Source organism: Mesorhizobium sp. DxT, from assembly GCF_058448885.1.
In genome coordinates this window covers 103,086-123,661 of sequence record NZ_JBZFLJ010000014.1, presented here as the reverse complement: position 1 = coordinate 123,661, position 20,576 = coordinate 103,086, and the positions used below count along the sequence as shown (strand labels likewise).

19 protein-coding genes and 3 tRNA genes are annotated in these 20,576 nt (G+C 63.9%); 12 read left to right on the top strand and 10 right to left on the bottom strand.

The genetic code is table 11. From position 1 onward, the window contains the following. On the bottom strand, window positions 1-620 hold a 620-nt coding region (locus ACVJNE_RS22225), incomplete at its 3' end, for a GTP-binding protein (protein WP_499568944.1). Between the two features lie 152 nt (window positions 621-772). Beyond that, window positions 773-1,975, bottom strand: a complete 1,203-nt coding sequence (locus ACVJNE_RS22220) for an MFS transporter (protein ID WP_499568943.1) — start codon at window positions 1,973-1,975, stop codon at window positions 773-775. A 99-nt stretch (window positions 1,976-2,074) separates the two neighbouring features. Between ACVJNE_RS22220 and ACVJNE_RS22215 the strand changes: the two genes are divergently transcribed. From ACVJNE_RS22215 to ACVJNE_RS22205, 3 genes are all read left to right on the top strand, one after another. Next, window positions 2,075-3,055 carry an AraC family transcriptional regulator gene (locus ACVJNE_RS22215; RefSeq protein WP_499568942.1) on the top strand — a complete coding sequence of 327 codons (981 nt, stop codon included), beginning with the start codon at window positions 2,075-2,077 and terminating at the stop codon, window positions 3,053-3,055. A gap of 141 nt (window positions 3,056-3,196) precedes the next feature. Beyond that, window positions 3,197-3,358 carry a Thivi_2564 family membrane protein gene (locus ACVJNE_RS22210; protein ID WP_173190944.1) on the top strand — a complete coding sequence of 54 codons (162 nt, stop codon included), beginning with the start codon at window positions 3,197-3,199 and terminating at the stop codon, window positions 3,356-3,358. Continuing rightward, window positions 3,358-3,594: a DUF2188 domain-containing protein gene (locus tag ACVJNE_RS22205; RefSeq protein ID WP_376769165.1), complete on the top strand. Its 237-nt coding sequence runs from the start codon at window positions 3,358-3,360 to the stop codon at window positions 3,592-3,594. The genes ACVJNE_RS22210 and ACVJNE_RS22205 overlap by 1 nt, the downstream gene beginning before the upstream one ends. 55 nt (window positions 3,595-3,649) lie before the next feature. Here the strand turns inward: ACVJNE_RS22205 and ACVJNE_RS22200 are convergent. Then, window positions 3,650-3,723 (bottom strand) — tRNA-Gly (locus ACVJNE_RS22200). 24 nt (window positions 3,724-3,747) lie between these two features. Then, a tRNA-Tyr gene (locus ACVJNE_RS22195) sits at window positions 3,748-3,832 on the bottom strand. A gap of 196 nt (window positions 3,833-4,028) precedes the next feature. On the opposite strand from ACVJNE_RS22195, the gene ACVJNE_RS22190 reads away from it, so the two are divergent. Then, complete coding sequence (locus ACVJNE_RS22190; protein ID WP_499568941.1) at window positions 4,029-4,844, top strand: TrmH family RNA methyltransferase; 816 nt, start codon at window positions 4,029-4,031, stop codon at window positions 4,842-4,844. A gap of 6 nt (window positions 4,845-4,850) precedes the next feature. Here ACVJNE_RS22190 and otnI read toward each other — a convergent pair whose 3' ends face one another. Continuing rightward, complete coding sequence (gene otnI, locus ACVJNE_RS22185) at window positions 4,851-5,660, bottom strand: 2-oxo-tetronate isomerase (protein WP_499568940.1); 810 nt, start codon at window positions 5,658-5,660, stop codon at window positions 4,851-4,853. Between the two features lie 130 nt (window positions 5,661-5,790). Here otnI and ACVJNE_RS22180 point away from each other — a divergent pair, with 130 nt between their 5' ends. Continuing rightward, on the top strand, window positions 5,791-6,036 hold the full coding sequence (locus ACVJNE_RS22180) for a hypothetical protein (protein ID WP_499568939.1): 246 nt from the start codon (window positions 5,791-5,793) through the stop codon (window positions 6,034-6,036). On the opposite strand, the gene ACVJNE_RS22175 is transcribed toward ACVJNE_RS22180, so the two are convergent. Both ACVJNE_RS22175 and ACVJNE_RS22170 read right to left on the bottom strand, forming a co-directional pair. Further along, complete coding sequence (locus ACVJNE_RS22175; RefSeq protein ID WP_499568938.1) at window positions 6,033-6,209, bottom strand: hypothetical protein; 177 nt, start codon at window positions 6,207-6,209, stop codon at window positions 6,033-6,035. The two genes, ACVJNE_RS22180 and ACVJNE_RS22175, sit on opposite strands and share 4 nt — an antisense overlap. A gap of 291 nt (window positions 6,210-6,500) precedes the next feature. Further along, window positions 6,501-7,109 (bottom strand): glutathione S-transferase family protein, encoded by a 609-nt coding sequence (locus tag ACVJNE_RS22170; RefSeq protein ID WP_499568937.1) that lies wholly within the window; start codon window positions 7,107-7,109, stop codon window positions 6,501-6,503. Window positions 7,110-7,456: 347 nt separating this feature from the next. On the opposite strand from ACVJNE_RS22170, the gene bcsN reads away from it, so the two are divergent. From bcsN to ACVJNE_RS22145, 5 genes are all read left to right on the top strand, one after another. Further along, on the top strand, window positions 7,457-8,308 hold the full coding sequence (gene bcsN, locus ACVJNE_RS22165) for a cellulose biosynthesis protein BcsN (RefSeq protein WP_499568936.1): 852 nt from the start codon (window positions 7,457-7,459) through the stop codon (window positions 8,306-8,308). 181 nt (window positions 8,309-8,489) lie between these two features. Continuing rightward, complete coding sequence (bcsA, locus tag ACVJNE_RS22160) at window positions 8,490-10,685, top strand: UDP-forming cellulose synthase catalytic subunit (protein WP_499568935.1); 2,196 nt, start codon at window positions 8,490-8,492, stop codon at window positions 10,683-10,685. Beyond that, window positions 10,682-13,030 (top strand): cellulose biosynthesis cyclic di-GMP-binding regulatory protein BcsB, encoded by a 2,349-nt coding sequence (locus tag ACVJNE_RS22155; protein WP_499568934.1) that lies wholly within the window; start codon window positions 10,682-10,684, stop codon window positions 13,028-13,030. Before bcsA ends, ACVJNE_RS22155 begins: the two co-directional genes overlap by 4 nt. 47 nt (window positions 13,031-13,077) lie before the next feature. Further along, window positions 13,078-14,073: a family 8 glycosyl hydrolase gene (locus ACVJNE_RS22150; protein WP_499568933.1), complete on the top strand. Its 996-nt coding sequence runs from the start codon at window positions 13,078-13,080 to the stop codon at window positions 14,071-14,073. Beyond that, window positions 14,064-16,223, top strand: coding sequence for a cellulose synthase (locus ACVJNE_RS22145; RefSeq protein WP_499568932.1), 2,160 nt, complete (start codon window positions 14,064-14,066; stop codon window positions 16,221-16,223). Before ACVJNE_RS22150 ends, ACVJNE_RS22145 begins: the two co-directional genes overlap by 10 nt. A 53-nt stretch (window positions 16,224-16,276) precedes the next feature. Here the strand turns inward: ACVJNE_RS22145 and ACVJNE_RS22140 are convergent. Next, window positions 16,277-16,352 (bottom strand) — tRNA-Thr (locus tag ACVJNE_RS22140). Between the two features lie 157 nt (window positions 16,353-16,509). Here ACVJNE_RS22140 and ACVJNE_RS22135 point away from each other — a divergent pair. Beyond that, window positions 16,510-17,283, top strand: a complete 774-nt coding sequence (locus tag ACVJNE_RS22135) for an NAD kinase (protein ID WP_499568931.1) — start codon at window positions 16,510-16,512, stop codon at window positions 17,281-17,283. A gap of 44 nt (window positions 17,284-17,327) precedes the next feature. On the opposite strand, the gene ACVJNE_RS22130 is transcribed toward ACVJNE_RS22135, so the two are convergent. After that, window positions 17,328-17,990: an outer membrane protein gene (locus ACVJNE_RS22130; protein WP_444575449.1), complete on the bottom strand. Its 663-nt coding sequence runs from the start codon at window positions 17,988-17,990 to the stop codon at window positions 17,328-17,330. 502 nt (window positions 17,991-18,492) lie between these two features. On the opposite strand from ACVJNE_RS22130, the gene ACVJNE_RS22125 reads away from it, so the two are divergent. After that, complete coding sequence (locus ACVJNE_RS22125; protein ID WP_499568930.1) at window positions 18,493-20,064, top strand: DEAD/DEAH box helicase; 1,572 nt, start codon at window positions 18,493-18,495, stop codon at window positions 20,062-20,064. 159 nt (window positions 20,065-20,223) lie between these two features. Here ACVJNE_RS22125 and ACVJNE_RS22120 read toward each other — a convergent pair whose 3' ends face one another. After that, window positions 20,224-20,559 (bottom strand): TfoX/Sxy family protein, encoded by a 336-nt coding sequence (locus ACVJNE_RS22120; protein WP_499568929.1) that lies wholly within the window; start codon window positions 20,557-20,559, stop codon window positions 20,224-20,226. Window positions 20,560-20,576: the final 17 nt, after the last annotated feature.

Sequence of the window (20,576 nt, the reverse complement as noted above, 5' to 3'; positions counted from 1 at the left end):
GGCTGGTCGATCGGACGCTCCGGCGTCGGGATGTAGGCGTCGACCTCGGCCATCAGCTTGCGGACCGCGTCCTCGCCGATCTCCTTGTTCGAATCTTCCAGAGCAGCCAGCGCCGAACCCGGGATGATCGGAATGTCGTCGCCCGGGAACTCGTAGACCGACAGAAGCTCGCGAACCTCGAGCTCGACCAGCTCGAGAAGCTCGGCGTCGTCAACCTGGTCGACCTTGTTGAGGAACACCACGATCGCCGGAACGCCAACCTGACGGGCAAGCAGAATGTGCTCGCGCGTCTGCGGCATCGGGCCATCGGCAGCCGACACAACCAGGATCGCGCCGTCCATCTGCGCGGCACCCGTGATCATGTTCTTCACATAGTCGGCGTGGCCGGGGCAGTCGACGTGGGCGTAGTGACGGTTCTCCGTCTCGTACTCGACGTGAGCCGTCGAGATCGTGATGCCGCGCGCCTTCTCCTCAGGAGCAGCGTCAATCTGGTCATACGCCCGGAACTCGCCGAAAAACTTCGTGATCGCCGCCGTCAGGGACGTCTTGCCATGGTCAACGTGACCAATCGTGCCAATGTTCACATGCGGCTTATTACGCTCAAATTTACCTTTGGCCATTGTAACTTCCCTTTGGCGCGTGGATGCGTGTCAGTTTCGGATGGCGGGCGATTAGCGACTGACGCCGCAAAACACAAGTCTTTTGTCGGAAGCGGTGCACCGGTACCGCCCCGCTGGCGGCACCGGCACCATGGTCGCGCCGCTGTCGCGGATCAGACGGCTTTCGCCGCCGGACGCGTTTCAACGCCGGTGAGTATCGTCATCGAGGCGACCACCAGCACCGCGCCGCTGAGCAGGAAAACGGTCTCGACGCCGCTCACGTCGAAAATCAGTCCTCCGGCCGCCGCACCAGTCGCAATCGCGAAGTTGATTGCGGCGACAAACAGCCCACCGGCGCTTTCGGCCTCATCCGGCACGGCGCGCGTGATCCAGGTCGACCAGGCGACGGGCACCGCGCCGAAGGCAAGGCCCCAGAGCGCCACCATCGCAGCGTCGGCAGCGAGATTGCCGCCAACGACCGCCAGCGCCACGGCGAGCGTGCCCATGGTGAGCGGCATGATGACGAGCGTCAGCCGCATGGAGCGCTCCAGCAGGAAGGCGCCAAGGTAGTTGCCAAGAAAGTTGGCGACGCCGAAGCCGAGCAGAACGGTCGAGACGCCCGTGACACCGACCCCGGTGACCGTTTCGAGGAACGGGCGGATATAGGTGAAGAAGGCGAAGTGTCCGGTGAAAACCATCAGGATCGCCGCCATGGCGAGCCCGACCCTGCGCCGCGACAGAACCTCAAGCATCGTGCCGAAACGGGTCGTGCCGCGCGGCGGCAGCGACGGCAGCGCGGCGAACTGTATCGCGAGCGCCAGCACACCCAAACCGGCAGCGCCGATGAAGACCGCGCGCCAGCCGGCGAGGTCGCCGACATAGCTGCCGACGGGGGCGGCGAAGATCGTCGCCGCCGAAACGCCGGAGAACATGATCGAGAGGGCTCTCGCGACGTAGCGCTCGGGCACCAGCCGCATCATGGTTGCCGCCGACAGCGTCCAGAACCCGCCGAGCGCGACGCCCAGCAGGATACGTCCGGCAAGCAGCAGCGGCAGGTTCGGCGCGGCCGCGACCAGCAGATTGGAGAGGATCAGCAGGAACGAGAAGGCGAGCAGAACCCTGCGCCTGTTGAAGCTGCGCACCACCGTGGTTATGCAGAGGCTGGTGAGCAACGCAACGGCGGCGGTGATGGTGACGGCCTGGCCCGCCATGCCCTCGGTCACCCCCAGTTCGGCGGCCATCGGCGTCAGCAGGCTGGCCGGCAAGAACTCGGCACCCACCAGCCCGAACACGCCCAGGCTCATGGACACCACCGCCAGCCAAGCCGGCTTGCCCTCGCTCTCTCCCGTTTCCCCCACAACAGTCGACTCGTGCATCTGCAGACCTCTCGCTTGAAAAGAAAGTTCCCTGCAGATGGGTGGAGCGACCGGATGATCCATGCCATATTCTCCGGAATGTTTGATCGAAACACCGAAATGCAAGAAGATCTGCCGGGCGGGGACGTCGTCAGCGAACTTCTGATGGGCATGCGCCTGCGCGGCGCGAGCTACGGGAAGCTGCGGCTATCGCCGCCTTGCGGCGTGAGTTTCGAGGCAACGGAAGACGCCCGCTTCCATTTCGTGGCCGCCGGCAACCTCCAGCTCGAATCGGACACCGGCGAAACCTTCGCCCTTGCCTGCGGCGATGCCGTGCTGCTGCCGCGGGGTGACGCGCATGCGCTCGTCTCCGCGCCGGGCGTGCGGCCAAGGCCGGTCGAAAGCTTCGACAGGGTGCCGCTCTGTTCCAACGTCTGCGCGGTGACGGCGCTGGACGAAGGAAGCTGCCGGACGAAGGACGTGCTTGTTTTCACGGGCCGCATGGAGTTCGAGCTCGACACGCTGCACCCGCTCGTCGGGCTGATGCCGAAGGTGATGTCGGTCGGCAGCCTGATGGGCCGCCAGCCGGAAATCGTGCCGCTGCTGGAGGCCATGGAGCGCGAGATGGCCGCGGAGCGCGCCGGCACCGCCGGCATCCTGGCGCGGCTGGCCGACGTGGTCGCGGCGACCATCGTGCGCGGCTGGGTCGAATGCGGCTGCGGCGAGGCCTCCGGCTGGATCGAGGCGCTGCGCGACCCGCGCCTCGGCCGCGTCATCGCCGCCCTGCACCGCGAACCGTGCCGCGACTGGACCATCGCGGAGATGGCCGCCGAGATGGGCAGCTCGCGCTCGGTCTTCGCCGAACGGTTTACGACGGTGACGGGTACGACGCCGCAGCGCTATCTGGCTGCACTGCGCATGCGGCTCGCCGCGCAATGGCTTGGACGGGACCGGATGCCGATCGACGCGGTCGCCCGCCGGCTCGGCTACGGCTCGCAGGCGGCGTTCAGCAGGGCCTACAAGCGAATGATGGGCCAGCCGCCCGGCAAAGCCCGCTCGTCGGCCCAGCCACGCCAAAATGGCGTCAGTGCCGCGCTCTGATATTTGGAGCAGGTAGTCAGCCAAAACCGCCCCGCCCTGAAGGTCTCAGCGCGGTCGCGCCAACGCTCGTTGCAGTTGGCTTATGGAACTTTTGCACGACCCCGCGAGTTAACCGCTGACTGCAACTGAGGGGCTATTGCCATGAGCATACTGATCAGTCTTTTGATCACTTTTCTCGTTATTGTGCTGGTGCTTTACCTGATCGGCATGTTGCCGATCGACGGTCGGGCAAAACAGATCGCGCGGATCGTCGTGATCATCATCGGCGTCGTTTCGCTGCTGCGCTATCTGGCGGTCTTCTGATGAAGGTCATCTATCGGGTTGTCGAGCACGACGGCGGCTGGGCCTACAAGGTCGGCGACGTGTTCTCAGAGACTTTTCCGTCGCATGACGCCGCCCTGGCGGCGGCGCGGCGAGCCGCCGGCGAACAGCGGGTTGCCGGCGAAACCCGTGGCATTCAGTATGAAACCTCTGACGGGACTTGGCACGAGGAACTCGCTTCCGGCCAGGATCGCCCAGATACGGAAGTCAGAGACTGAGCATTGCGGACGGCGCATGCCGCCGTTCGCTCTCACCAAATCTTCGTGGCTTGTCTGGAGCGGGTAGCGGGAATCGAACCCGCATATTCAGCTTGGAAGGCTGCTGCTCTACCATTGAGCTATACCCGCCTGATCATGGCGTCCGATGCGCAGTGGTGGAGGGAGTTGGATTTGAACCAACGTAGGCATAGCCAACGGATTTACAGTCCGTCCCCTTTAACCACTCGGGCATCCCTCCGTTCTGCGCCGGAGCCATGCGACGTGGCACATGCGGGATCATCTTTGGTGGTCGAGACCGCCGCCGAAATCCGCGAAGCGCCTTATGGCGGCATGGCCGTTGACTGTCAACCGCGAGACGCAGCAATTTCAGACGAATTTCCCATCGGGTGCTCGCGGCCATATCCAAGCGGTTCTTGCGCAGCTATAGAGGCCGCATGAGCAGCGACCGAAAGACCGGAACCCCCAAGGACAGCCACTATGCGCGCCTACGCCGTACGCACCGCGACAGCACGCGCGAGGAAGGCGAGCGCCCCGGTGATGGGCTGGTGAGGCTCTACGGGCTGCACACAGTGCGTGCGGCGCTGGACAATCCTGCCCGCAAGGCGCGGCGGCTGCTGGTGACACGCAACGCGCTTGCCCGGCTTGATCTATCCGAACCGCTCTCCCTGCCCTTTCCGGCCGAAATCGTCGAGCCGCGCGCGATCGACCGGCTGACCGGACCCGACGCCGTGCATCAGGGTGCGCTTCTGGAGGCGGAACCGCTGCGTCCCAAGCCGCTTTCGGCTCTGGGCGATACGAACCTCATCCTGGTTCTCGATCAGGTTACCGATCCGCACAATGTCGGCGCGATCATGCGTTCGGCGGTAGCCTTCGGCGCCGGTGCGCTGATCACCACCGCCCGTCACAGCCCGACCGAGACTGGCGTGCTGGCCAAATCCGCATCGGGTGCGCTGGAGCACATCGATCATATCGAAGTGCGCAACCTTGCCGATGCGCTGGGCGAACTGCATGCGGCCGGGTTCCAGACGATCGGCCTCGATTCGGAAGGGCCGGCGGAGATCGAGAAGAGTTTTTCAGAGCCGAGGATCGCGCTGGTGCTGGGCGCGGAAGGCAAGGGCCTGCGGCAGAAGACGCGCGAGACCGTTTCGACGCTGGCACGGCTCGACATGCCCGGCGTCATCCGCTCGCTCAACGTTTCGAACGCAGCGGCCGTGGCCATGTACGCGGCGCGCAAACATCTAGGCGCCTGAAGCTCCCTACCCCGCTTTCGATGTCTCGGCCACGCGGCCACGAAAGCCAGACATCCACCCCAACCCGTCCTCGGTGCGGCCGTGCGGCCTGTATTCGGCGCCGACCCAGCCGCGATAGCCGATCCGGTCAAGATGATCGAACAGGAAAGGATAGTTGATCTCGCCGATGTCCGGCTCGTGGCGACCCGGATGGCCGGCGACCTGGACGTGGCCGATGCGAGGGAGGTTTGCCTCGATGGTGCGAGCAATGTCTCCTTCCATGATCTGCATGTGATAGATGTCGTATTGCAGGAACAGGTTGTCTGAACCGACCTTGTCGATGATGTCGATCGCCTGACGCGTGCCCGTGAGGAAAAAGCCAGGCATGTCGATCCTGTCATTGATCGGCTCGATCAGCAGGCGGATGCCAGCCTCGCCAAGCCTGTCGGTGGCATAACGCAGGTTTTCGACAAAGACCGCTTCCAGCTCCGCCGGCGCAGTTTTCTTGAGGCCGATGCCGGCAAGACAGTTGACCTGCCGGCAGCCGAGCGCCTGCGCGTAGCGCGCGGCCGTATCCACGCTGCTGCGAAACTCGTCGATCCGATCCGGCAAGACGGCCAACCCCCGCTCGCCTGCTGCCCAGTCACCCACGGGCAGATTGAACAGCGCCTGCTGCAGCCCCGCGCGTTCGAGCCGCGCGGCGATCTCGTCGGCCGGGCATTCGTAAGGCGAGACATACTCGACAGCTTCGAAGCCGGCCCGCGCAGCCGCGTCGAAACGGTCGAGGAAATCGTATTCCTGAAACAGCATCGACAGATTGGCGGAAAATCGCGGCATGTCGGCCCCTTGCTCGAGTCGCGACCCACGATAGGACGCTCACGCGCCGCGTCCAACGGCAATCCGCCGGTGGACGCGGCCCCGCCGGGCTTCTAGAAAGAAACACCGGAACCGGTTGGAGCGCCGTGACATGAAGGAAATCATTGCCCGCGCGCTTGGCTGGGGTTTCGCCGGCCTGCTCGTCGGACCGGCTGCGGTCTATTCGCTCATGCTGCTGGTGCTTTACCGCGATCCGAGGTGCGCTCCCGGCGGTGCCGGCGTCTGCCAGCTCGACATCTGGATCAACCTGACCCTCGGCGCCATTTTCGGCTTCGCGCTGTTCTTCGGCGTCACCGTCATCCGCGGCATTCTGCGGGCTCGACGCGGGGACGCCTAGCCGAGCCCACCGATCTCGGTCACATGCCGCAGATAGAAGGCAAGCACCACAAATCCGGCGACGAAGACGATGCCGCGCCAGTCCATATCGGCCTTTCCGATCTCCCTTGCCAGTCGCAGCAGAAGATAGGCCGCCGCGATCAGGGCAAACACCACGACGATGATCCTCAACATCCAGCAACTCCCTTCCGGCAAACGCCAGACTGGAATATGGGGTGCGACTGCCCGCACAAGAAGTGTGTAATCGCCAAAAATGCCGCTGTCGTATTGCTGAAATGCAACGAGACTACCGAACGGTAGTTTCAACCGCAGGTGATACCGAACTAGGTATCGGCCGGGACGGGCGGAAAAGATGTTACGCAGATATGCCAATCATGCGGGCCTCATCATTGTTCTGATGCTGGCTTGCGCTTACTTGTTGACCGCGCCGGTCTAGCGGCGCGGTCAATTCCGTGGCGGTGCCATTCAGCCCGTAAACGGCGATCGCCAGGCCGGCAATTCCATCAGACGATCGTGCCAGCTTTCCACAGCCGGAAACTCGTCGATTGGGATGCCTGCGCGGCTCGCATATGGCAGCGCGGTCGCAACCACGAAGTCGGCGACGGTAAGCTGGTCGTCGAGCAGGTAGCGGCGATCCGCCAGGTGGTCGTTCAATATGCCCGCGTAGCGACGGACATAGCCCGTCGCCTCCTTGACCGCATCGGGGTCCGGTTGCCCGATGCCGAATTCGGCACGGATGATGTTCTCGAAATAGAGCTGGCCCGCAAAGCGCGAGAAGTGGTCGGCGCTCCAGTTGAACCATTTGACGATCTCCACCTGACGTTCGTCACGCGGCCAGATGTCGGAATCCGCCTTCATCGCGAGATAGCAGATGATCGCATTGGACTCCCACAGGCTGCGGTCTCCATCGACCAGAGCCGGTGCCTTTCCATTGGGGTTGATGGCCAGAAACTCCGGCGCGCGCTGCTCGCCCTTCTTGAGGTCCACGCGGCGGAAATCGACATCGAGACCGACATAGCGTGCGACAGCGCAGGTTTTGTACGAATTCATCGTCTCGGCGAAATAGAGCTTCATTTGCAATCCCTTCCTCGAATAGCGCTGCCCGCGACCATTGCGCTGCAACGGCGGATGAATGAAAGCTCTATTGGTATTAAAAAGCAACTTTCTAATTTTAAAATAATACTAAACCTCTCGATTCGCTAAACCGGTTGCGCGAAAGCTATCTCCCTGGGACAATGGGCGCGGCCGCATTTGCGGTGGATTCCCTCCACCGCCAAACGATCCTCCTTCCGCCCGGCCCGTCGACGCGTTAGTGATTAGGCACGGCGGCGGGCCGAGCGATTCGATTTATGACAGCAACCAGAGCTCACACTCCGGCTGGCAACTTATCCTTGGGCAAACGAATTTCTGTCGCCCGGATTTTGCTCCCTCTTTTCGGCCTTGCCCTTGCGGCTTGTTCGCAGACCGACAGCCGGCTCGATCGCTCTTCGCTGGCGAACGACGTCGAGGCGCAGCAGGCCATTATTCTGCCGCCGCCGGGAGGCCCTGCAATCGTCGGCGTGATCGAGCGGCGTTACGCGAATGCAATCCAGCAGGACATCGCCCTGGCCACCAGTTCGGCCGTGCCCGGCCAGAATCTTCTGCGCGTACAGATATTCGGTCCGGTGGGTGCCGAGGGTGGCGACACGCGACTGCCGGACACCCCGCTTTCGGAGGCAGGCATCGGCCGGGAAATGCGCCGGGCCTTGCCGGGCATCGCCATGCAGCGCTCGCCTCTCTACACGCAGAACAGCTACGGGCCGTTCGGTTACGCGCTCGGTCGCAGGGGCGCGCGCGACCTTTGCCTCTATGCCTGGCAGCGCATTACGGGCAGCAAGAGCGGCGCCCCGTTTGCCAATATGGGCACGGTCCAGATCAGGCTGCGTCTGTGTCGAGCCGGCGCGAGCGAGCAATCGCTGCTGGCGGTCATGTACGGCTACACCGTGAACACCTCTTTCGCCGCAACGGCGTGGAACCCCTATGGGAAGCCGCCCCCGGCAGACCCGCGTCTTGGGAACACCGGCCAGCCGATCCAGCCGAACGGGCCTTTCGGGTTCGAGGCCACGCTGGAAGCGCCTCCTGCCCCGCCGCCTCCACCGGTGCGGCGTCGGGCGCCGGCGCCGGTAAGACAGGAAATCCCCGCACCTCCGCCGGGTGCTCCAGTCGTACCGCCACCTCCCGGCGAGGGCCAGCAAAGCGCGCCGCCCATCGTGCCGCCGCCACCAAACCAATAGGCGGCCCTGCAACCTGAATGCGACTGACACTTTACCAAGGATTAAGCAGAATCAGAGGTTTAGCGCGCGCGATCCTAGAAATGCCGAACAATCGCGCCTTGTTCTGCAAAGGCGGCATGTCTGCTTGGACAATGGACCTGGTGACGCGCCTGAGTAATTCGAATTACCGAAGGCGTATCGCATGAGCAAACTCCTCCTCGGTCTGGTCTGGGCAATCGTTGCAGCCTGCGTGATCTTCATCGTCGCGTTGCCGATCAACCTTCAGACCCACCTCATCGCCGGCGCGATCGTTCTGACGATGATGATGACGCTGAAACTTCTGCGGCCCGGCGGAACATGGCGGCTGATCGCGCTCGCGCTGGGTACGGCAATCGTCCTGCGCTACGTCTACTGGCGCACAACCAGCACGATCCCACCGGTCAGCCAGCTCGAGAACTTCATACCGGGGCTGCTACTTTACCTGGCCGAGATGTACAGCGTCTTCATGTTGGCGCTCAGCCTGTTCATCGTCGCAAAGCCACTTCCCTCGCGCGCGGCAAGCCCGATAGACGACGCCGACCTCCCATTCGTCGATGTCTTCATACCCAGCTACAACGAGGAGCCGGCGCTGCTTGCCGACACCATCGCGGCGGCCAAGGCGATGGACTATCCGCAGGAACGGTTGACCGTATGGCTGCTCGACGACGGCGGAACCGTCCAGAAGCGCAATGCCGTCAACATCATCGAAGCCCAGGCGGCGGGTGAACGCCACGAGGAACTGAAGCAGCTCTGCGCGGATCTCGGCGCAAACTACCTGACCCGCGAGCGCAACGAGCATGCCAAGGCCGGCAATCTCAACAACGGGCTCGCAAATTCCACGGGACAGCTGGTGGCCGTGTTCGATGCCGACCATGCCCCGGCGCGCAACTTCCTGCGCGAAACGGTCGGCTATTTCGCCGAGGACCCGCGCCTCTTCCTTGTGCAGACGCCGCACTTCTTTCTCAATCCCGATCCGCTGGAACGGAACCTGAAGACGTTCGATACGATGCCGTCCGAGAACGAGATGTTCTATGGCATCATCCAGCGGGGCCTCGACAAGTGGAACGCCTCGTTCTTCTGCGGCTCTGCCGCGGTGTTGCGTCGCGAGGCACTGGAGGAGACCGACGGCTTTTCCGGCATCAGCATCACGGAAGACTGCGAGACGGCGGTCGAACTTCATTCACGCGGCTGGAACAGCGTCTATGTCGACAAGCCGCTGATCGCAGGACTCCAGCCAGCCACCTTCGCAAGCTTCATCGGCCAGCGCAGCCGCTGGGCGCAGGGCATGATGCAAATCCTGCGCTTCCGGTTTCCCCCGCTCAAGCGCGGCCTCAGCCTGCCGCAGCGCCTTTGCTACATGTCGTCGACGCTTTTCTGGCTGTTTCCTTTTCCGCGGACCATCTTCCTGTTCGCGCCCCTGTTCTACCTGTTCTTCGACCTGCAGATCTTCACGGCCTCGGGTGGTGAGTTCCTCGCCTACACGCTCAGCTACATGGTCGTGAACCTGATGATGCAGAACTATCTCTATGGCCGGTTCCGCTGGCCGTGGATTTCCGAACTCTACGAATACATCCAGACGGTGCACCTGCTGCCCGCCGTGGTGTCGGTGATGCTCAATCCGCGCAAGCCGACCTTCAAGGTCACCGCCAAGGACGAGTCCATCACCATCAGCCGGCTGTCCGAGCTCAGCCGGCCGTTCTTCGTCATCTTTGCGGTGCTGCTGGTCGGCGTCGCGGTCAGTGCCTGGCGGATTTACGCCGAGCCATGGAAATCGGACGTGACACTGGTGGTGGGCGGCTGGAACCTGCTCAACCTGATCCTCGCGGGATGCGCGCTCGGCGTCGTCTCCGAGCGTCGCCAGCGCACCGCGACGCGGCGCGTCAAGGTCAACCGGCGGTGCGATTTCGGCCACGACGGGCTATGGCTTCCGGCGATGATCGAGGATGTTTCGGTGAACGGAGCACGCATCAAGGTCCATGGCGGCAAGGCGTCGGAACTCATCGCATTGGGGCAGGCAAACATCCGCTTCGCAACATTGTCCGGCGGCGAGCCTGCCACGCTGCCCGTCAACATCAGGAACAGCGAGAAGGAAGGCGATGGCGTCGCTGTCGGGTGCCAGTATTTGCGCTCCGCGCCCGAGCACCATCGTGCCGTCGCCGACCTGATCTTCGCCAATGCCGAGCAATGGACGGAATTCCAGCAGTCGCGAAGGCGCAATCTCGGCGTGGTCATCGGCACGCTCTGGTTCCTGCGTCTCGCGCTGTTCCAGACCTGGCGGGGGCTCGTATATCTTTTCCGGGGCAGCGGGCGCTCCCCGGAAAAGACTCAAAACTCGATGCCCAGCGGGGCGCGGGCATGAGGCTTGTTCTCGCAACGTTGTTGACGGCGCTTGGCCTCACCGCGGCCTCCGCGCAACCGGCCCCGTTCGACATGACGCCGGAACGCCCTGCGGTTGAGGACGCGGCACCCTTGCCGGACATGAGCGAAGACGATCCGCGCCCGGCGCCCGCGGAGGAACCCCAGAAACCGGCTCCGCAGGAGGCTACGCCGCCATCCGAAGTGCGACGGTACCTGCTGCCCGATGGCAACATCCAGCTTTTCGGAGAAAGCTCGATGCGAAGCTGGGCCGTCAACCTCACCGCGGTGCAGGCCGCGGCGCCTGCGCGGCTGCTTCTGCGCTACCGCAACGCGGTGGTCGTCGCGCCGGAAGCATCGCGGCTTCAGGTGCTTTTCAACGATGTCGTGGTCATCGACGAATCGACGCAATCGGCCGCCGATTTCACAACACTCGATATCGAGATTCCCGACGATCTGCTGCAGGCCGGCCGCAACGAGATGACGGTGCGGGTTCGCCAGCGCCACCGTACCGACTGTACGATCCAGTCGACCTACGAGCTATGGACGGAAATCGAAGCCGGCGGCACGTTCATGTCATTCGCCGATCCGGCCGCGTCCACATATTCGAGCTTCGGCGACCTGCGCGCCCTTTCGGCCGATGCGCAGGGCCAGACGCGCATCACGATCGTCGCGCCGGCGATGGACCGAAATGACATGGGCGCCGATATCCTGCGGCTTGCACAGGCGATCGCCCTGCATTCCGTTCAGCCCAATCTTGCGTTTTCGGTCGCAGCCACCCTCGACCAGAATCCTGACCGGCAGTCGCTTCGCATCCTTCTGGGCTCGGCGGACGAACTGTCCGAGATGGCTGGGAGCGCGCTGCCGGCCGGCGCTACCCTCGGACCGGTGGCGGCCTTCATGGCGGCAAACGGCGACGGGTTTCCCACGCTCGTCGTCAGCGGCCGCAATCGTCAGGACTGGCAAGCGGCCATTGAACAGATGCTTCGCCCCGTCGACCGGCCGCCGGGCACACGGCGCGACGCCCTCATTACCGAACCATGGCGCTTGCCCAACGCCCCGATGATCTACGACCGCCGCAGCCTTTCCTTTGGCGATCTAGGCATACGGTCGGCACAGTTTTCGGGGCGCCGCTTCACCGCCGACTTCCAGTTTGCCATCCCGCCGGACTTCTACGCCGGCTCATACGGCGAAGCCCGGCTGCTGCTGGATGCGGCGTTCGGCGAAACCGTCAAGCCGGGCAGCCTCATCAACGTCTACGTCAACGACAACATCGCCGCGTCGTTGCCCCTCACCTCCCGAAACGGGGCCATATATCGCCAGCTTCCGGTCAAGGTAACCATGAGGCACTTCAGACCGGGCCTGAACCAGATAAGGCTGGAAGCTGAACTTCTGACCGAACAAGACGAGGCCTGCCTGCCCGGTGCGCCTGCAAGCGACACGCCGCGTTTCGCGATCTTCGACACGTCCCGCTTTGTCGTGCCCGATTTCGGGCGTATCGCGCAGTGGCCAAATCTGGGGGCGATCGGAGGGACCGGTTACCCCTATGGTCTCGGAAGCACTCCCGTCGCCCTCGTAATCGAGCGCGACGATCCGGCCAGCCTCTCTGCCGCCGCCAACGTTCTGGCCCGCGTGGCAATCGTGTCCGGGCGGCCCGTTGCCTTTACGCTGACGACTTCGGCGGATGCCACCCGCGAGCAGGACGCCATCTTCGTCGGTGCGATAAACGGTATTCCGGCCGGCGTTCTTGCCCAGGTCGGCGTAACGGAGGAAAGCCGAACCGCATGGATGCCGGCGGCCGGCCGGTCCAACGCCAGCGGCGAGACCCGCGTCGACATCGAAGACTGGAGCCAGCAGGTCCAGGGCAGTAGGGTTGCGGCCTGGATCAGGGGCATAGAGACCTGGTTCTCCGAGACCTTCGGCATCACCCCGGAGATGTTGCGTTTCGTGCCCAGAAGCCAGGCGGCCTTCGTGCCCCGGCAGGACGACGCGTTCCTTGCCGTTCAGGGTGCCAACCCCGGAAACAGCGGGGTGTGGACGGTCTTTACCGCTCCGGACGGCGGCACATTGGCCAGGGGAAGTGCAGTCCTTTCCAAGCACGGGATGTGGGAAAAACTGGCTGGCCGCATCGCGACCTTGAAGACGGATATGGAAACGGTTGCCATCGAGCCCGCAGCCTCGACGTCCTTCAAACAGACACTGGCGCCCTCATTCACGAACTATCGGCTGATCGCCGCGAACTGGCTCTCGGCAAACATATTGTCGTATTCCCTCCTGCTCGTGCTTGCGTGCATTCTGCTTGGAATTGCGACCTCCGCCCTTCTATCGCGGCTCGGGAGACGGCGATGATCCGGCAAATCCTCCAAGTGCTTTTGCTGTTGGGAGCCCTGCCCGCCATGGCACATGCACAAGAGACGAACGGGACCATCCAGGAATCGGAATGGGTGGCTTACAAGGAGCGTTTCGTCGCCGAGAACGGGCGCGTCATCGACGACGCCAACGGCCGCATTTCGCATAGCGAGGGCCAGGGATACGGGCTGCTTCTGGCGTTGCTGGCCAACGACCGGGCTGACTTTGCACGGATATGGACGTTCACGAATACAAGGCTGCTGCTGCGCGACGACGGGCTTGCCGTGTGGAAATGGGACCCCGATGCCGAGCCGCATGTAAGCGACTCCAACAATGCGTCCGACGGCGACCTGCTGATCGCATATGCACTGGCGCGCGCGGGCGCCAAATGGAACGATGCCCGCTTCACCGACGCGGCGAGACAGATTGCGACGGCGCTTGCCGACGAAGCTGTCTTCGAGCAAAACGACCGCCTCATGTTGCGCCCCGGCGTCGTTGGGTTCGGAGCCGATGATCGGCCGGATGGGCCGGTCGTCAATCTCTCCTACTGGGTCTTCGAGGCCTTTCCAGTGCTGGCGGAACTGGTGCCAGCCGTCGACTGGGAAGCCCTCGGACGCGGCGGGCTCGATCTCGCCAGGGAAGCCGGGTTCGGCGCGCGCAAACTGCCATCGGACTGGATTTCCATCGCAGACGAGGCGCAACCTGCCGAGGGATTCCCCGCCGAATTCAGCTATAATGCAGTGCGAATCCCGCTGTACCTGATGCGCGCAGGACTGGACGACACGGCGCTGCTGAGACGTTTTCGGGAGGGAATCGCCGGTGCCAACGGGGGCCTCGCGCTCGTTGATGTGAGAAGTGGTGAAGTTAAGGAAGAGTTGATGGACGTGGGCTACCGGATCATCCCCGCCCTTGCCGACTGTGTGCTCGACGGCACGCCCCTGCCCGCCGAGCTGAAGCAGTTCGCGCCGACTGCTTACTACCCCTCGACATTGCATCTGCTCGGGCTGTCCTATGCGAGAGAGGAACAGCAGCAATGCCTATAGCCGCTCGCGTACTTGGCAGGGCATGCCTCGCAGGCTTCATCGCTGCCGTGGTTGGCGGGGCGGCGATTGCGCACGCGCAGCACCATTGGCCAATCAACGACGACCACATTTCCGGCGAAACCACAGACACGGTGGCTGCGCCCTTCCCCGTGCAGGACGTTCCCACCGCCGCCGAACAGATGCCGCCGGCACTGGTTCAGGCTCAGGCCAGTGGGGCCGCCCCAGCGCCTGACGCCCCGCAGAAGGTGGACGAGTCCGCGTTGCGCTATTTCGCCCGCCAGGGCGACACGAAGCGGCTCGAGATCGAAATCGCACGCCTACGGGCTCTCTATCCGCAATGGACGCCACCGGCCGACCCGCTTGCAGTGCCTGTCAACGTCGACGAAAAGCTGGAAGCGATGTGGCAGCTTTATTCGGAAGGCCGCCTCGCGGCCGCTCGAGAGGCCATCGCCGACCGCCGCAGCGAGGAGCCGGACTGGCAGCCGCCGCAGGATCTTCTCGATCGGCTTGCGCTGGCGGAGGCGCGCGAAAGGCTCGTCAACGCTTCGGAGATCGATCAATACGCAACAGTGATCCGCATGGGCTCGGAGAACCCGCAGCTTCTGACCTGCGGAGAAGTCGACGTGCTGTGGCGCGTCGCCGAAGCCTTTGCCCAGACAGATCGCCAAACGCGCGCCCGCGACGCCTATCGCTATATTCTGGACAACTGCGACAACCAGCAGGAACGCCTGGCTACAATCCAGAACGCAAGCCAGCAACTCGCGCCGCCCCTCCTTGACGAGTTGCTGGCGCTCGAACGCACGACCGATGGCGGCGCGGGCGAGTTCGAGCCGGTTCGCGACGACCTCGCACGCGACGCGGTCGCGCGTGGCGGCGACGATGCCACCGCAACCGTTCCGGCAGAGCAACTGGCGCGGGTCGAGCGACTGGCAAGAGAGGGCGATGCCGCATCCGACGCGCGGCTTCTCGGCTGGTACTACCTTGTGCGAGACAACCATGCCGAGGCGGAGACATGGTTCCGGATGGCGCGCGAGCGCGAAGATTCTGCGGAAGCCTCGCAGGGACTGGCGCTTGCGCTCATGGCGCGCGGCCAGCACGGGGAAGCCGAAGCGATCACCTATCGCTGGCGCGACGAAAGCGACGAGATTCGCGCGGTCTATCTTGCCGCCGCAGCGAACCTCCTTGGCACGGAGCCGCGCCCGACGCTGTCGGAAGACGTGCTCGGGCGCATCGTGGCGGAGGTTGTCGCCGCGCGCGACGTGCCAGGCGCGCGACAGCTCGGATGGTATGCCCGCGCGTGGGAGCAGCACCAGACGGCCGGACAGTGGTTTTCCACGGCGTTGCGATGGGACCCGGACGACGAACCCTCCGCTTATGGGCTTGCGCTGACCCGCCATCTCCTCGGCGACACCGCCGGTCTTGCTGAAATAAAGCGCATATGGGCGGGACGCTCCGACCGCATCCGTGACGTCGGAGACGGCAGGGTCGAGCCCGCGCCGATGGCACCCGCCCTGCCCCGTGCGCCGACAGCGACACCGCAAAGAAGCGAGAGCGGGTTTCAGCCGTCTGCGTCTGCGGCTGCGCCTGCTGCGCCACAAGCGGCGGCACAGCCGCGCGCGTCGGAGCCCTCGCGGCGCTCCTGCACGAGCCACGCCGATCCGCGTCAGCTTTCGGCGGAAGCCGCGCTCCAGCGTGGCTGGTGCCTGATGGACGCAAACCGGCCGATGGAGGCCGTGGATGCTTTCGCGGTGGCACTCGGGGGGAGCTCGGAAAAGACGCGCCGCGATGCCGCCTGGGGACAGAGCCTTGCCTATCTGAGGGTGGAACTGGTCGATGAGGCAGCGGTTGCGGCCACGGCGCAGCCACAGGATGCGCGCCGCGCCAACGAGTTGCAAAGATCCATCCTCGCCCAGCGCGCCGCCGGCGCATTCGAACGCGGCCGCTATGTCGAGACGCTACTGGCGCTGGACGAGCGCGCCCGCATCGCACCAGAGCGCCTCGACCTCATGGTGCTGCGCGGCTACGCCTACCTCAATCTAAGAAGAATCAATGACGCGCACCGCGTCTTCCAGGCGCTGGCCGCGACCGGCTCACGCGAAGGCGTGAAAGGGCTGGCCGAAGTGCGCGACGCGCTGGAGCCGGCCCGCTAAAGGCGCAGATGTCGTGTTGAGAACTCGCACCATCCGGCGCAGGAAATCAAGGATGGTGCCCCCGGACGGACTCGAACCGCCGACCCCCTGATTACAAATCAGGTGCTCTACCAACTGAGCTACAAGGGCATTGGGTAGCGGGGTAGCATAAATTGCATAGCAGTAAAGTGGAATGTGCGCGAGGCACGGAATATGCCGCGGCGTCCGTGCCGCTTTCTTCGGTGCCCGCGCCGTGCTACGCCTCCCGCACCCGCCTCCATCGCAGGCTCTTATCCGCCGGAAATCCATGCCCGACGAAAACATCGCCCTCACCTTCATCGCGGCAGAAAGCGACGACGCTCGTGAGGCGGCGGCGCGGCTTGCAGCGCTCTATGGCCAGAGCCGGGTTGAGGATGCAGACGTCGTCGTGGCGCTGGGCGGCGACGGTTTCATGCTGCAGGCGATCCAGGACAACATGGATTCCGGTCGCTCGATCTACGGCATGAACCGCGGCACCATCGGCTTCCTGATGAACGAATATTCGGAAGTCGACCTGCTCGCGCGCATCGCCGCAGCCACGCCCGAGACGATCCGACCGCTTGTGATGGATGTCGAGACCGCCGACAGTGCACCACGGACGAGCCGCGCCATCAACGAGGTGTCGCTGTTCCGGCAATCGGCGCAGGCCGCAAAGATACGCATCACGGTCGATGGCAAGGTGCGGCTCGACGAACTGATCTGCGACGGCGTGATGGTTGCCACGCCCGCCGGCTCCACAGCTTACAACCTGTCTGCGCACGGGCCGATCCTGCCGCTCGACGCACCCCTCCTCGCGCTCACGCCGGTCAGCCCGTTTCGCCCGCGCAGATGGCGTGGGGCGCTGCTGCCGAACCATGCGAATGTGCGCTTCGACATTCTGGAAGCCGACAAGCGCCCGGTGAACGCCGTCGCCGACCATGTCGAGGTCAAATCTGTGACCTCAGTCAGCGTGCGCGAGTCGCGACGCTCCACGGTCACGCTTCTCTTCGACGAGAGCCATTCCTGGGACGAGCGCATCCTCACCGAACAGTTTCGGTATTGAGGAGCTGTCGCGCCGCCCATCTTGCGGGGCGGCTGCGAGCGCCATCAGAACTTGTACGTCAACCCGACGCGGACCGCATGCACCTTGATGTCGTAGTTCGCATCGAACGCAACGGGCTGGAGCGTGTAATCCTGGTCGCCGAAATCGGCGTACCGATATTCGAGACGCGTCGTCCAGTTGTTCGCAAAAGCGTATTCGGCGCCGGCACCTACGGTCCAGCCGATATGCGTCTGGCTGTCATTGATAAGGCCGTCGGCGTCAGCCTCGACGCCGGCGAAAGCCAGACCGCCGGTGCCGTAGATCAGCAACCGATCCCAGGCATAGCCCACTCGGCCGCGCAGCGACCCCATCCAGTCGATCTCGATCGTATCGACCGCACCGCCCACGCCGGCGTCATTGCCATCGATACCGGAATACTCGATGTCGCCCTCGACACCGAACACCCATGCACCGCTCTGGTAATTGGCACCGACATGAATGCCGCCGATGAATCCGTCGGCATCGAAGCTGTTGGCGAAGCCGCCCGTGTTGAGGCGATCGACATTGGCCCATCCGTAACCGACCTGGACGCCCGCATAGAAACCGGACCAGTCGTAACTGGACAGGACGGGCGCTGAAATGACCGGATCGATGATGACCGCATCTGCTGCAGCCGCTGGTGCGGTGGCGGCCCCAAGAAGGGCCGCAGCGAAAAGAACCTGCTTCATGGTCTGACACCTTTCGGTTCGATAGTCAGTTCACGGCAATTTCATTTCTGGCGCCAATCTAGCGCACCACTTGGCGCTCAGGTCAAATTTAGGTTTACCTAAAACAGTCCGAGATCATTAAAGCACGCCCGGACTGTTGCAGTGACGCATCAGATGCAGTCTGGCAGGCCCGGCATTTCCGCGGCTACATCTCCAAAAGGCTTCCGTGAGTGTCGATGCATCGAGGGACGCTCACCGCAAAGCGTTGCGCGACCCCTCATCCGGGCGCGATCTTCAGCCGGAAGTAGGACAAGCGAGCGCTTTGTGTATTGAAATCTGCCCAACACTTAATCATATCTCGCCAAAAGCCGCCATTCCCGGGCGTTTTACAGTCGCCGCCGTTGACATTGCGGCAATCGCGCCTTAACGCCACCGACAGGTATCCGAGCGCCGTGCGCCGGATTTGATGGACGCATTGTGCGGCGGCGTCCCAAACTCGCGAACCAGCAAAGACAGCCATAACGTGTCATCAGACAACCAGACCGACATTCAAGCCGAAACCACAGTCGAGGCTCCCGAGGTCACTTTTGCCGATCTCGGCCTCTCCCAGAAAGTTCTTTCCGCCGTCCATGACGCCGGATATGTAAACCCGACGCCGATCCAGGCCGGCGCCATCCCGCATGCGCTTCAGGGCAAGGATGTGCTCGGCATCGCCCAGACGGGCACAGGCAAGACGGCCGCTTTCGTCCTGCCTATGATCACCCGGCTCGAAAAGGGACGCGCCCGCGCCCGCATGCCGCGCACGCTGATCCTCGAACCGACCCGCGAGCTTGCGGCCCAGGTCGAGGAAAACTTCGTCAAATACGGCAAGAACCACCGGCTCAACATCGCGCTGCTGATCGGCGGCGTGTCCTTCGACGAGCAGGAAAAGAAGCTCGAGCGCGGCGCTGACGTGCTGATTGCCACGCCCGGCCGGCTGCTCGACCATTTCGAACGCGGCAAATTGCTGCTGACCGGCGTCGACATTCTGGTGATCGACGAGGCCGACCGCATGCTCGACATGGGCTTCATTCCCGACATCGAACGGATCGCCAAGCTGATCCCGTTCACGCGCCAGACGCTTTTCTTCTCGGCGACGATGCCGCCCGAGATCACCAAGCTGACCGAGCAGTTCCTGCAGGCGCCGGTGCGCATCGAGGTCTCGAAGGCCGCTTCCACCGGGGTCAACATCGTCCAGCGGCTCGTGAAGTCGAAGTCGAAGGGCTGGGACAAGCGCGAAACCCTGCGCAAGCTGATCCGCGCCGAGGAAGACGAACTCAAGAACGCGATCATCTTCTGCAATCGCAAGGTCGACGTTTCCGAGCTCTTCCGCTCGCTGGTGAAGCATGATTTCGATGCCGGGGCACTGCACGGCGACATGGACCAGCGCGCGCGCATGGCCATGCTGGCGGCGTTCCGCGAAGGCAAGCTGAAGCTGCTGGTGGCGTCGGACGTCGCCGCGCGCGGTCTCGACATTCCCGATGTCAGCCACGTCTTCAATTTCGACGTGCCTATCCATGCCGAGGACTATGTCCACCGTATCGGCCGCACCGGCCGCGCGGGACGTTCCGGCAAGTCCTTCACGATCGTGACACGCTCCGATGGCAAGTATCTCGATGCGATCGAGAAGCTGATCGGCAAGGAGATCGAGTGGATGGACGGAGACCTCTCGACAGTCGCCCAGGACGACGCCGAGGATGAAGCACCCCGTCGGGGCCGCGGCAAGGGCCGCGAACGCGGCAGGGCATCGTCCGGCGAGCGCAAGCCGCGCGGCGAAAAGCGCGCCCGCCGCAGCGAAGCCGACGAGACCGTCGCCGAGCCCGTTCAGGTGGCAGAGGAAGCGCCTGCCGAAGACAAGCAGGCGCGTCGTGAGGCGATCAAGGCGGACAACGCCGAACGCAAGGCGAAGCCGGAACAGCCACGCCAGCGCGAGGACGACAACCGGCGCGAGCGCGGCGGCCGCAACAACAATTGGCGGCGCGATGACGACGAGCCCTCGCCGATCGGGTTCGGCGACGACATGCCGGCGTTCATGAAGATTCCCGCAAGAGTCTGATACGGGCCGTTGGCGGCCCGTTCCACGGTCCGGCATGGATCCTCGGGGCAAGCCCGAGGATGACGAAGGCAGGAAAGTGCAAGCCGTCGCCAATGCGACGATCTGCGGTCGCGTTTCAACCTCGCCCTCGCCGAAAGGCAAAGCCCATTTGGGCGCGACCTACTTTTTCCCGATCTTGCGCGAGCGCAATGCCGCCTCGTAGGCCTTGCGCGTCCATTGCGTCATCTCTTCCGGATCGTCGAGCGCGCTGTCGGGAATCGACCAGTACGGCATGGCGACCGGCCCTTTCCTGATATGGCCCTCATAGACCCACTGCGATGACTCGGCTGCCGCGAAGTCCGGCGCGCTGACGGCATCCGCCTTGAGCAGGATGTCGCCGCCCACCTCGAGCGCGACGATCTGGCCGTCGTGATAAATGCCCTTGCCGCCGAACATGCGCCGGATCGTTACTCGCCCGAGCCCCGAAAAGAGGTCGGCGATCGCGTCGTTGTCCATGCCCGGGTCCACATCTC